Origin of the sequence: Streptomyces corallincola (assembly GCF_019104725.1) — a bacterium.
In the GTDB taxonomy this organism is placed as follows: domain Bacteria; phylum Actinomycetota; class Actinomycetes; order Streptomycetales; family Streptomycetaceae; genus Streptomyces; species Streptomyces corallincola.
This window is the reverse complement of the sequence record NZ_JAHRXF010000005.1, coordinates 25,653-36,955: the sequence shown is the minus strand read 5'-3', so window position 1 is coordinate 36,955 and position 11,303 is coordinate 25,653. Positions and strand designations below refer to the sequence as shown.

Here is an 11,303-nt window from a genome sequence, read left to right as displayed (position 1 = left end):
CTCGCCGGGCTATTACGGCGTAATAGCCCGGCCCGGTCACGGAGCGGCCTTGGCAGGGTCAGGTGCCCTGGATACGCTCGCCGGGCCGTCGCGCAGGTGACCCGGAGTGCGGCGGTACCGGCGTCGGGAACCTCGTCCCGGTGCTTGAGGACGAGACGAACGGCTGGCGACACAGCATGGATCTGCCCGAACTCGGGGCCTTCCTGAAGACCAGGCGCCGCCGTATCCCGCCCGGTGAGGTGGGCATCGTGCCCGGCCCGCGCCGTCGCGTCGCGGGACTCCGCCGGGCCGAAGTGGCGCAGCTCGCCGGGGTGTCCCTGGCGTACTACACGGAACTGGAGCAGGCCAGGGGAGCGCAGCCGTCCGCGCAGATGCTGAGCGCGCTGGCCCGCACCCTGCGCCTGGACGTGGAGGAGCAGACGTATCTCTTCCATGTGGCGGGCCGGGTGCTGCCCGCCCCGGAGCAGGAGCGGCTCCGTCCGCAGCGGGCGCTCGTCGTCCTGATGGAGCTGCTGGGCGCGGTCCCGGCGATGATCATGACGGACCTCTATGTCCCGCTGCTCCAGAACGAGGTGGGCCGAGCGCTGTTCCAGGCACCGCTGCCGACGAAGGGGATGGAGGCGAGCATGATCTACCGGTGGTTCGCCGAGCCGGAACTGCGGCTGGTCCACCCGGCGGAGGACCACGCGTTCATCTCCGGTGTGCTCGTCGCCGATCTGCGGGCGTGCGCTGCCCGGCGCGGGGGAGACGAGGAGACCCGGCTGATGATCAGCAGACTGCGGCAGAACAGCGAGGAGTTCGACCGGGTCTGGGCGCAGGGCGAGGTGACGGTGGACCAGCGGGAGCGCAGGCGGTTCCTGCATCCGGCGCTCGGCACGGTCGAGGTGGATCTGCTGAACGTGTGCAGCGAGGACGGCCGCCAGCGACTGGTCTGGGTCAGCACCCCGTCCGGCAGCCCGGCCGAACTCCAGCTCGCTTCCCTGTGTCAGCCGTAGCTTCCCCGCGCCGGCGGTAGGTACGGGAGAGGCCCGAGCGGCTACGACGGCAGGGTGATTCCCAGTTCGCGCATCGCCGCCGACGGCGGCCCGCCCTCCGACCGCTCCGTCTTGTACCCCTTGACGCACGGCGCCAGGGTGCGCGGGTCGATCGCCTCGGCCGGGGCGCCCGTCTCGTAGAGACCGGCGGGCGCACTGTCCCGGTCGTGGGGGAGGAGCCAGAAGACGCGGCGGCGGAAGGTGCCGGAGGAGCGGGAGGAGCGGGCACCGACCACGAGCAGCGCGTAGCCGACCATCCGGCCGGGGCGGTGGTAGGCGGGCCGGGCGGTGCGGGTGGGCAGCCGGTCGAGGCTCTGACGGACGTAGTCGAGGCCGTCGATCTCCTCCAGCCAGCGGATCTCGGCCTCGTGGCTGATCTCGGCCGCGGTGATGAGGGAGCTCATCGGACCGTCCCCCTCTCCTCGTCGGCCAGCAGTCCGACACCGGGATAGTGCTTGCGCTGGTTGGACAGGATCATGTCCCGGGGGGAGACCAGCCCGACCAGTTCACGGGTGCGGGTGGCGAACGCGCGCGAGGACATCGGGGGCGCCCCCTCCTGCTGGCACCAGGCGCGGTACACCGCGTACAGCGCTGCCTGTTCCGCGCGCAGTTCGGAGCCGAGCCGACAGCACTCCTCGTAGAAACGGGCCGTGTGGTCCTCGGTCTCTGCGTACGCCGTCGTGGCGATGCGGACCCGTTCGGGGCCGGTGAGGTCCCGGTGCCCGGCAAGATAACGACGAGCACCGTCGATGAGCCAGCCCAGGATGCCGGGCCCCTCCTCCGTGACGAGGATGTCCGCCAGGTTGTCGATCTTCTGGTCGTCGGAGACGGTCCGCTCGAACGGGATGAGCCGCATACGGCGCCAGAAGGCGAACCCGCCGGTGCCGACCTCGGGGCGGTGGTTGCCGAGCAGCCAGAGCTTGTGGGTGGGCTGGAAGCTGAAGTAGTCCTGCCGCATCCGGCGGGCCTTGATCCGGTCGCCGCCGGTCAGCAGCTTCACCCGTGTCTCGTCGAACTTGTCGCCGTGCTTCACCTCGGAGCAGACGACGACCCGTCGTCCGTGCAGTTCGGCGAGGTCGGTCGGATGTTCCTCGTAGGGGCGGGCCATGAGGAAGCCCGGGGGAGCGGCGTCGGCGTAGTCCCCGAGGAGCTTCATCAGCACGTCCAGCAGCACCGACTTGCCGTTCTTGCCCGCACCGAACAGGAATGGCAGAACCTGACCGCCGACATCCCCGGTGATCGAGTACCCGAGGAGGAGCTGGAGATAGTCGATCATCTCCCGGCCCTCCTCGTCGTCCCCGAGGGTGTCGGTGAGGAACCTGCGCCAGCGCGGGGTGGGTACCGGCAGCGGGCTCACCGTGGTGGAGCGGGAGTGGAAGTCCTTGTCCGGGTCCGGGTTCCTGAGGCGCCCGGTGCGCAGATCCACGATGCCGCGCGGCGTGCACAGGACGTGCGGGTCGGCGTCCAGCAGCGAGGCGCCGAGGGCCATGCCGGGAGCCGACTTCGCCTGGGCCAGCATGGCGTTGATGCCCTTGGTGGACAGGGCACGGCAGCGGTGCCGCTGGAGCGACTGGGAGGAGTGTCCGCCCCGCGCGTCCTGCACGGCGAGGCGTTCCGCGAGGTCACCCGCGGCCCACAGCACGCTGTCGTGCTCGTCGTAGCTCCACCTCGTACCGTCCCAGCGGTACCAGCCGAGCCCGGCCACGTGGCGGTAGGTCCCGGCGTAGAGGTGGACGAAGAGTTTCGCGTTGCCCCGGTCGGAGAGGGTGTCCGGCAGCAGACGCGCCTCAGCGGCAACGTTGTCGGCGGTGGACGTCCCGGACGCGACGGCGTGGAGCGCGGTGCCGCGACCCGGCGTGGCGGCCTGGAGGCCGGGCATGCGTCTCCCATCAGCGACTCAAGCGACTCAGCGGAGAGCACAGCGTAGCGAAGCGATGAAGACCCGGATCAACCAGATGCATAGGGCATCTTCCTTACCTTGACCGTCGGCGCCCACGAGACCGAGCGACTGAACAGAATCTCCACACATCTCCGCCACCACCCGGAAAACCGCAGGTCAGCGGTGCGCCACCAGGACCGAGCGACTCAAGCGACTCAAAGTCCCACACGACGCGCACCCCCACGCACGCCTATACGCGCACGCGCGCCCCCGCGTGCGCCACCCCCGGCGGCCACCGAACGACGGGCCGGACAGCGACCGAGCAGCGCCCCAGCAGCGACCGGACAGCGACCGGACAGCGACCGAAACCGGATGTGGTCAGCGACCGAACAGAAAAGCCCGGGGAACAGTCATCGACCAGAACCCGAACAGCGACCGAAGCGACCGATCCAGCAGGCGACCAATCACCGGCGATCACGTTCCCACCGCACCGACCGGTGCCGCACCGGTGCCCCCACCGGGGCAGTAGCCGCGGCCAGTCACTTGACTGATGCCCTCCCCGGCCGTCCACGCCAGGCTGGTGCGGCACACAGGAACTCATTCCCTGGCGGCACCGAGCGCGGAATCCTTTCGCGCCCGAACCGCCGATAAGGAATAAATCCGGCATAGTGCATAGTATGCGCATGCTACTCATTCCTTACGGAAAGTAACTTCCTTTCGCCTTCGAAAGATTGGCCGCCACGCCCTCCACAGGAGCGAAGCACATGCCGGACGAGAGCCCCACCCCCGAAATCACGGTGACCTTGCAGGTCAACGGGGCGCAGTCGCAGGTGACATGCGATGTGCGCACCACTCTTCTCGATCTCCTGCGGGAGCGTTTGCGGCTCACTGGAGCGAAAAAGGGGTGCAATCGCGGCGAATGCGGAGCCTGCACCGTGCATCTCGACGGCCGCCGGGTGAACGCGTGCCTGGTGCTGGCCGCGAGCGCGGACGGCCGTGAGGTCACGACCGTCGAGGGACTCGCCACGGACGGCGAACTGCATCCCGTGCAGCGCGCGTTCATCGAGGCGGACGCCTTCCAGTGCGGTTTCTGCACCCCCGGTCAGATCATGTCGGCCGTCTGCTGCATCCGCGAGGGTCACACCGGGTCCAACGAAGAGATCCGCGAGTGGATGAGCGGCAACATCTGCCGTTGCTCGGCCTATCCGCAGATCGCCGCCGCCGTGGAAGCCGCAGCGGCGGCCACCGCCTCGGACGCGGCTCCGGTGTCGGCCTCGGACGAGGCCCCGGCGGGAGCATCCGGCCGTACCCCGGCCTCCACCGACGGGCGTCCCCCCGCCCCCACCCCGGCGACCGTCACCGCCTCCGCGACCGGAAAGAGGCGCTGACATGCGACCGTTCACCTACGTCCGCGCCGAGACCCTCCCCGGCGCCCTCGACAGCGCCCGCACCGACAACACGATGTTCCTCGCGGGCGGCACCGAACTGCTCAACTGGGCCCGCATCGGCATCGAGACCCCGAGCCGCCTGGTGGACATCGGGCGGCTGCCCGAGCTGCACGAGATCACCCCGACCGAGGACGGCGGCCTGCGCATCGGCGCGCTGGCCCGGCTGAACGACGTGGCGCAGGACGCCCGCGTCGAGACGGCGTACCCGGTGTTCTCGCAGGCCATCCTGAAGGCCGCCTCCGCCCAGTTGCGGAACCTGGCGACCATCGGCGGCAACCCGGTGCAGCGGGTGCGCTGCCCGTACTTCCGCTCCAACGGGCCGGTCGCCTGCAACAAGCGGGTCCCCGGCTCGGGTTGCGCGGCGCTGCACGGCGCGAACAGCGAGCGGTTCGCCATCTTCGGCTGGACCGAGGACTGTGTCGCCGTCCAGCCCTCCGACCCGGCTGTGGCGCTGGCCTGCCTGGACGCGGAGATCATCACCGAGCACGGGGACGGCGGACGGCGCATCCCGGCCACCGAGTTCCACACCCTGCCCGACGTGGACCCGGCCGCGCACAACGTGCTGCGCCCCGGCGAGCTGATCACCGGCATCGAGCTCGGCGCCCCCGCGCCCCGTTCCGCGTACGTGAAGGTGCGCGAACGGCAGAGCTACGAGTACGCGCTGGTGTCGGCCGCAGCGGCGGTCGAGGTCACCGACGGGGTGATCTCCCGCGCCCGCGTCGCGCTCGGCTCGGTCGCGCTGCGCCCCTGGCGGCTGTACGACGCGGAGGCGGCCCTCGTCGGGCTCACGCCGGGCAGCCCCGAGGTGCGCGACGCGGTCACCTCCGGGTTCTCCGCGGCCCGCCCGCTGTCCTCGAACGCGTACAAGATCCCGCTCGCCCGCAACACCGCGCTGCGCGCCCTCGAACTGGCCCTGGAGGCATGATGAGCGGCACCTACGGCATCACGCGGCAGGACGGCCCCGCCAAGGTCACCGGCGCGGCGACCTACGCGGCCGACTACAACGCCGAGGGCCAGCTCTACGCGGTGCTGGTCGGCTCGTCGGTCACGGCGGGCCGGGTCACCGGCTACGACACCGCCGAGGCGGAGGCCGAGCCGGGCGTCGTCCATGTGCTGACCGGGCTGCCGACCGTGCACGAGGCGTTCGCCGGGCTGCCCAGCCCCCCGCTGGCCACGCGTTTCCTGCCGATGCAGAACGACGAGATCCACTACTGGGGCCAGCCGGTGGCGATGGTCCTGGCCGACTCCCTGGAGGCCGCCGAGGGCGCGGCGACCCGCGTACGGGTCAGCTACGACCGGCAGCCGTTCGTCAACCCGGACACCGCACTGGCCGTCACCCCGTCCCCGGACAGCGGTTACGGCATGCTCGACGCCCACGAGTTCCGCAAGGGCGACGCGGCCGGCGCGCTCGCCGGGTCGCCGGTACGCGCCTCGGGCACGTACACGCAGCCCTCCCGGCACGGCAATCCGATGGAGCCGAGCGCGATCCTCGCCGAGTGGCACGACGGGCGGCTGACCGTGCACGACTCGGTGCAGCACGTGTACGCGGTGCGGGACACGCTGGCCGCCGTGTTCGGACTCGCCTCCGACAAGGTGCGCGTGATCAACCCGCACACCGGCGGCGGTTTCGGCACCAAGGCGTTCATCTGGCCGCACGAGATCCTCGCCTCGCAGGCCGCGAAGGCGGTCGATCGCCCGGTGAAGCTGGTACTGACCCGGCAGGACATGTACTCGATCGTCGGCTACCAGCCGCTGATGGAGCACCGCGTCGAGCTGGGCGCGAACGAGAGCGGCGAGCTCCAGGCGATCGTGCACGAGGTGGACAACGTCACCGCCCTCACCGACGACTACGTCGAGTTCGGCTCGGCGCCCTCCAAGGCGCTGTACGACGTCCCGAACATCTCCACCAGCCAGCGGGTGCGGCGCGGCAACGTCAACCTGTCGTCGTTCATGCGCTCCCCGATCGACGGCCCCGGCACCTGGGCGCTCGGCTCCGCGATGGACGAGCTGGCGCACACCCTGTCCGTGGACCCGCTGACGCTGCGCCTGACCAACTACGCCGAGGTCTCCCCGGCCGACGGCACCCCCTGGTCCTCGAAGAAGCTCCGCGAGGCGTACGAGGAGGGCGCCCGCCGGTTCGGCTGGTGGGACAGGCCCAAGGGCGGCACGCGGGACGGACACTGGCTGATCGGCTGCGGCATGGCCGACTGCACCCAGGGCCAGTTCCGGTTCACGTCCAACGCGCGGGTGCGGCTGCGGGCGGACGGCAGTGTGAAGGTCGAGGCGGGCTACACCGACATCGGCGCGGGCTCCACCACGATCTTCCCGCAGATCGCCGCCCAGACCCTGGGCCTGGACATCCGCTCCGTCCAGGGCGTCTCCGGAGACAGCGAACTGCCGTACGCGGGACCGACGTACGGGTCCGGCACCACGATCGCGATGGGCACGGCGGTGCACCTGGCCGCCGGTGACGTGCTGCGGCGGCTGGCCGACGTCATGTCCTGGCCGGCCGAGGAGGTGCGGGCCGACGACGGCGCCCTGACCTGGCGCGACCACCGCAGGCCCTACGCGGACATCCTGCGCGCGGCCCGGCTGGACGAGGTGATCGGCGACGGCGCGATGGTGCTGCCGAACGGCGCGTCCGCCGACGCGGGGGCGCCCGGTATGTCCACCCGGACGTTCGGCGCGATGTTCATCGAGGTGGGCGTCGATCCGGACCTCGGGCTGCTGCGGCTGCGCCGGGCGACCGGTGTCTACAGCGTGGGCGCGGTCGTCAACGAGCGCACCGCGCGCTCCCAGATGATCGGCGGACTGGTGTGGGGCTGGGGCATGGCCGCGATGGAGGCCAGTCACTTCGAACCCAACCTGGGCCGCTGGCTGTCCCAGGACCTCGCCGGGGTGCCGCTGCCGGTCAACGCCGACATCCCGCCGCACATCGACATGTCCTTCGTGGACGAGTTCGACCCGCATGTCGGGCCGCTCGGCGCCAAGGGTGTGGGCGAGCTGTCCGCGACGGGTATCGCGGCGGCCGTCGCCAACGCCGTGTTCGACGCGACGGGGCGTCGGGTGCGGGACCTTCCGATCACTCCCGAGAAGCTTCTCGACCCCCGTATGTGAGTCCGGCCCGGCCGGACCACCAGAGCCACCCCCGGAGGAAACGGTGCTGGACATCGCAGCCGAGGCACTGCACGAATGGAGCGTGCGAACCGAACCGTTCGCCGTCGCCACCGTCGTGACGACCAGCGGCAGCGCGCCACGCCCGGCGGGCGCCGCGATGGCCGTGGACGTCTCCGGCAACGCGGTCGGCAGCGTCTCCGGCGGCTGCGTCGAGGGCGCGGTCTACGAACTGTGCCAGGAGGTGCTGGCGGGACGCGAGTCGTCCCTCGAACACTTCGGGTACAGCGAGGACGACGCGTTCGCCGTGGGCCTGACCTGCGGCGGGGCACTGGACGTCTTCGTACAGAAGGTGGTTCCGGGCGAACAGCCGGAGATCGCGGCGGCGCTCGCGGCGGCCTCCGTGGGGGAGTCCGTCGCCCTGACCCGCGTGGTCTCCGGCCCCGCGCACCTGCTGGGCCGGGCCATGCTGGTCCGGTCGGCGGGGGAGGCGGTCGGCACGCTGGACGGCGGCGACCTCGACCGCTGGGCCGCGCACGAGGCGGGCGCCCTGCTCAGCGCGGGTGTCACCGGGCTGGTCCATCATCTGTGCGGCGACGAGACGGTGACGCTGCTGGTGGAGTCGCACACCACGGCACCCCGGCTGCTGATCTTCGGGGCGATCGACTTCGCCGCCGCGCTGGCCCGCGTGGGCGGTCTGCTCGGGTACCGGGTGACGGTGTGCGACGCCCGGCCGGTGTTCGCCACCCCGGCGCGGTTCCCCGGAGCCGACGAGGTGGTCGTGGACTGGCCGCACCGGTACCTCGCGGCGACACCGACCGACCCCCGCACGGTGGTGTGCGTGCTCACCCATGACGCCAAGTTCGACGTACCGCTGCTGACCAGGGCGTTGCGGATGCCGCTGGGCTACATCGGCGCGATGGGCTCGCGCCGTACCCATGAGCAGCGGCTGCGGATGCTGATGGAGGCGGGCGTCGGCCCGGACCAGCTCGACCGGCTGCACTCGCCGATCGGCCTCGACCTCGGCGCGCACACCCCCGAGGAGACCGCGCTGTCCATCATGGCCGAGGTGGTCGCCCGCCGGAACGGCGCCACCGGCCTGCCGCTGCGCCAGCTGGAGGGCCCGGTGCACAACAGGACGAACAGGGCACTGGCGCCGGTGGCCTAGAGAACGGCTCGTGAGGGAGGGGCGCGCGAAATACACGACGCGCCCCTCCCTCACGTACGCCCTGACGCCTCATGTACGCCCCGACGCGCTCCCCCGTCGCACCCCTGCCCACGCGCCCGCGTCTCACAGCCTCGCCCTCGGCGTCCCCGTCGCGCGGGAACGTTCCGCCTTGGACCGCAGGGCCGCCGTCAGGCTGGGCTGGAGGCGCCGGGTGGCCTTGAGGTAGTCGGCCGTCCACAGCACGAGGACGGCCGTACCGGCGTGCGGGTCGCGGGCGGCCGGGGTGGTGCTCAGCAGTTGGGAGAGCATCGCCTCGACGTGGGCGATGGCGGGAAGCGGCACCGGCACCGGGCGCCCGCCGTCCAGGCTCGCCGCCAACTCCTCGTACCACTCGGTGATGCGGTCGGCGGCGGACCGTACGGCGAGCAGCGCGCGCGTCTCCTCACCGGCGGACGGGTTGACGGTCCGGTGCTCCCAGATCCCGGAGATGGCGTCGGCGGCCATGCGCACGGCGGCGACGCCGGTGACCAGGGTGGTGATGTCGGCGAGCGGCAGCTTGTCGGCACCGCGCTCCACGAGGTAGCCCCGCAGCGCGTCGTCCAGCCGCCGCGCCGCCGCTGCCGCCTCCCGCCGCTCCTCCAGCGGGGGAGCGGGGGCGGGGGAGTGCGGGAGGGGGCGGTGCGGGACGGGGGAGTGCGGGACGCCGTCATCCGCCCCGGACACCACACCCGCCCTGCCCGCCCCGCCCGTCTCTTCCACCCCGCCCCGCACCGCCCCGTACCGCACCGCGCGGTCCAGGTACCGGGCGGCGGCCACGTACGCCTGCCCCAGCGTCCGGTGGACGACTCCGGCGGCGCCGCGCGGCCAGAAGGCGAGGGCGGCGAGCAGGCTGACCGCGCAGCCGAGCGCGATGTCCTCGACGCGGGCGACGGCGACCTGGAGGTTCAGCGGCTGACCCACGTTGAACAGCAGGCACAGGATGACGGAGAAGCTCGCCTGGCCGACCGCGAAGGAGACGGGCGTGGCGATGCCCGCGCACAGGATGGCCAGCGGGAGCATCGCCCACAGCACCCCCTCGTGCGCGCCGAACACCTCCAGCAGCCCCACGCCGACCAGCGCACCGGCGACGGTCCCGGCAAGCGCGCGCAGCGCCCGCTGACCTGTGGTGACGGCGCTGGAGCTGAGCACGGCCAGGATGCCGAGCAGCACCCAGAAGGAGTGCGCCACGCCGGTGACCCGTACGACGGCGACCGCGAGGCCCAGGGTGAGGGCGCCCCGGACGCTGTTGTGCAGCCACACCGAGTGCGGCCGTGCGTGCGAGGCGGCGCGTTCCCGGGCGGAGGCCAGCGGGGTGGTGAGGGTGTCGGGGTCGTGGCCGAGCAGCCGCTCGCGCCAGCCGCGCCGTTCGGCCGCCGCCATCCGGTCCACGTCCCCGGCGACGAGCAGGGTGGCGAAGCAGAGTTCGTGGGCGCGGAAGGAGCGGTCCCACTCGTCGATGAGGTCGGCCGGGCGCCCGCCGGACCCGGCTCCGGCGGGCGGGCGCAGCGGCAGTCCGCCCGCCGCGTCCCGGTCCAGGGCAGCCATCGCGGTCCGCAGCTCCCGTACGGCCGCGTCGAACGGCTCGGGGTCGGCCTGCGGGCGGTCCAGCAGGTCGGCGGCGCGGTCCAGGACGAGGGCCGCCGCGTGCCGGGCGTCGTCCACGGCGGGGATGCGGGTGGGAGCGGCGGCCGAGGCGGCGGCGTCGTCGTCGATCATGCCGTGCAGCCAGGCGAGTTCGTCGATGAGCCGGACCAGGGCACGCGAGCCGCTGCCGAGGCCGGTGGGGCGGTAGGGGGTGGCGTCGAAGACGCGGCGCAGCTCGGCACCGGCCACGTCGGCGGTGGCGGCGGGCCCGCCCGGACCGCCGTCGCCCCCGCCGTCCGCCAGGAACCGCAGATGTCCGGCGAACGCCCGGCAGGCCCGCGCGGCGGGCGCCGCCAACGGATCGCTCGCCCGGCGCGGCCACAGCAGGGTGATCGCGCCGAGCGCGACGACAGCGGCGAGCCCCACCCCGGCGAGCCGCTGGGGCAGCGCGGAGAGCGGTGCGGGGACGGTCAGCGGCAGCACGAAGGCCAGCAGCAGGGGGGTCGAGGCCCCGGCGAGCACCGAGCTGACCACGCCGGAGAACAGCACGAGGAAACCGATGACGACCATGCTGACGACGGCGAGCCACGCCTGTCCCGCGACGAGGGTCCCGAGGCAGATCAGCACGACCCAGGCGGCCGTCAGCGCCACATGGGCCCGTACCCGCTGGGTCATGGGGCCGGTGAACTCCACGAGCAGCAGCATGGCGAACGAGCCGAACGCGGCGAAGGTGGCCATCGTGACGGAGTGCAGCACCTCGATGCAGAGGGCGTAGAGCGACGGCATGACCAGAGCGGTGCGCACGGATCTGCGGGTGGCGGCGAGGTCGGGATCGTGGGCGCGCAGCCACGCGACGAACACCCCGGCCCGTGTTCGACCTGGGATCGGCATGGACGTCCCCACCTCCGTCAGGGCCTGCGTGACACCGTGCCCGTGTGACCGCGGGCCGCCCGGATCGACGGCGACCCGGAGGAAGAACAACCGGACACGGCACTCCTGTTCCTGGCGGTGCGGTTCCCGGACCGTCCCGGTGCACC

8 protein-coding genes are annotated in these 11,303 nt (G+C 72.3%); 5 read left to right on the top strand and 3 right to left on the bottom strand.

The annotated features are described in order from the left end of the window. Window positions 1–140 precede the first annotated feature (140 nt). Window positions 141–995, top strand: a complete 855-nt coding sequence (locus tag KUM39_RS05655; protein ID WP_308288045.1) for a helix-turn-helix transcriptional regulator — start codon at window positions 141–143, stop codon at window positions 993–995. A gap of 41 nt (window positions 996–1,036) precedes the next feature. On the opposite strand, the gene KUM39_RS05650 is transcribed toward KUM39_RS05655, so the two are convergent. Both KUM39_RS05650 and KUM39_RS05645 read right to left on the bottom strand, forming a co-directional pair. Next, window positions 1,037–1,438: a DUF6009 family protein gene (locus KUM39_RS05650; protein WP_217784272.1), complete on the bottom strand. Its 402-nt coding sequence runs from the start codon at window positions 1,436–1,438 to the stop codon at window positions 1,037–1,039. Continuing rightward, window positions 1,435–2,913 (bottom strand): DNA primase family protein, encoded by a 1,479-nt coding sequence (locus tag KUM39_RS05645; RefSeq protein ID WP_217784271.1) that lies wholly within the window; start codon window positions 2,911–2,913, stop codon window positions 1,435–1,437. Before KUM39_RS05645 ends, KUM39_RS05650 begins: the two co-directional genes overlap by 4 nt. 764 nt (window positions 2,914–3,677) lie before the next feature. On the opposite strand from KUM39_RS05645, the gene KUM39_RS05640 reads away from it, so the two are divergent. From KUM39_RS05640 to KUM39_RS05625, 4 genes are read left to right on the top strand one after another with little or no spacing between them, the layout of a single operon-like run. Further along, complete coding sequence (locus KUM39_RS05640) at window positions 3,678–4,301, top strand: (2Fe-2S)-binding protein (RefSeq protein WP_217784270.1); 624 nt, start codon at window positions 3,678–3,680, stop codon at window positions 4,299–4,301. A gap of 1 nt (window position 4,302) precedes the next feature. Continuing rightward, the gene (locus tag KUM39_RS05635; protein ID WP_217784269.1) at window positions 4,303–5,286 is read left to right on the top strand and encodes an FAD binding domain-containing protein; all 984 of its coding nucleotides are present in this window, start codon (window positions 4,303–4,305) and stop codon (window positions 5,284–5,286) included. Then, window positions 5,283–7,478 carry a xanthine dehydrogenase family protein molybdopterin-binding subunit gene (locus tag KUM39_RS05630; protein WP_217784268.1) on the top strand — a complete coding sequence of 732 codons (2,196 nt, stop codon included), beginning with the start codon at window positions 5,283–5,285 and terminating at the stop codon, window positions 7,476–7,478. The genes KUM39_RS05635 and KUM39_RS05630 overlap by 4 nt, the downstream gene beginning before the upstream one ends. A gap of 43 nt (window positions 7,479–7,521) precedes the next feature. After that, window positions 7,522–8,643: an XdhC family protein gene (locus KUM39_RS05625; RefSeq protein WP_217784267.1), complete on the top strand. Its 1,122-nt coding sequence runs from the start codon at window positions 7,522–7,524 to the stop codon at window positions 8,641–8,643. 123 nt (window positions 8,644–8,766) lie between these two features. Here KUM39_RS05625 and KUM39_RS05620 read toward each other — a convergent pair whose 3' ends face one another. Next, a complete protein-coding gene (locus KUM39_RS05620) occupies window positions 8,767–11,157 on the bottom strand; it encodes an FUSC family protein (RefSeq protein WP_217784266.1) in 2,391 nt (796 codons plus the stop codon). Window positions 11,158–11,303 lie beyond the last annotated feature (146 nt).